Consider the following 917-nt stretch of genomic DNA (forward strand, 5'->3'; position numbering starts at 1 on the left):
TCTTAAAGCCGGGGCAAACGTATTTGCAACACGCCTTAAACCATTCCGGGCGCTTTTCTACTTCTATCGGCTCGTCATAGTACGGTAGTCCGTATGATAGAATCGCCGCTATCGGTAGAGTCTGTTTGCTTCTTGTTTCCATATTCGCATTTATCGTTTTTTAGTTCGAATAACCCCGACCAATTATTAGCAATCGATTCATTTACGATTTGCTCCGCAATCACCGGATCATTCTTGCTCAATTTTACCAGTTTGTTATAACACGCTTTTAGTGACTTTTCCGATTTGTAATTTTGCCGCCTGTCTTTCTTGTATTCAAGCCAGAGCGAAAACGCTTCTAAAAACTCGTCAGATATAAAATCAAAATCTCCATGAGAGACTTTAGAGAGTATATTTCTGTTTGGTTTCTGTTTTAGTTTATTATAGTCTGTACTATCCCCTGTATCATTGGCTGTCTTATCTACTGTATCATTGGCTGTCTGATTGGCTCCCTTATTGGCTGTTTGATTGGCTGCAAAATTTACAGTAGTAGTTACAGTGGTTTTAAATTCCTTCACGAAAGAATAAGAGCTTATAATACGTTTGTTCTTACCAGATTTATAATAAATCAATCCTGCATTTATTAAAGACTCACGGGCTTTTATTAGTGTTTTCTCATTCACGTTAAGCGCAAAACAAAGTTCAATGTTCGAGCAATCGAAAACGTCCCTCCAATCTTCGCCGTTACAAATAGCCACTAATTCGTAAAAAAGGGCTTGTTCGGTGGCGGTAAATCTGAAACGTCGTCGCGCTTTTCGCATCTTTTCGGTTAGCGTATATCCGTCTATATTCATCACACTTATAAAGTCTATCGAGCGACATAATAACTACAAATCCTTATCCCGATCGCCCGCCCTACTTTCAGGACGGAACAATAG

1 protein-coding gene is annotated in these 917 nt (G+C 39.3%); it reads right to left on the reverse strand.

What is annotated here, in order from left to right:
• Positions 1-74: 74 nt before the first annotated feature.
• Complete coding sequence (locus tag AB5935_RS27010) at positions 75-833, reverse strand: helix-turn-helix domain-containing protein (protein ID WP_004326875.1); 759 nt, start codon at positions 831-833, stop codon at positions 75-77.
• Positions 834-917: the final 84 nt, after the last annotated feature.

This window comes from Phocaeicola sp. RTP21198st1_B8_RTP21198_201120 (genome assembly GCF_040929485.1).
In the GTDB taxonomy this organism is placed as follows: domain Bacteria; phylum Bacteroidota; class Bacteroidia; order Bacteroidales; family Bacteroidaceae; genus Phocaeicola; species Phocaeicola dorei.

Bases quoted from the DNA above. Each gene is read 5' to 3' on its own strand.
- AB5935_RS27010 (WP_004326875.1), bottom strand. From the start codon at position 833: ATGAATATAGACGGATATACGCTAACCGAAAAGATGCGAAAAGCGCGA.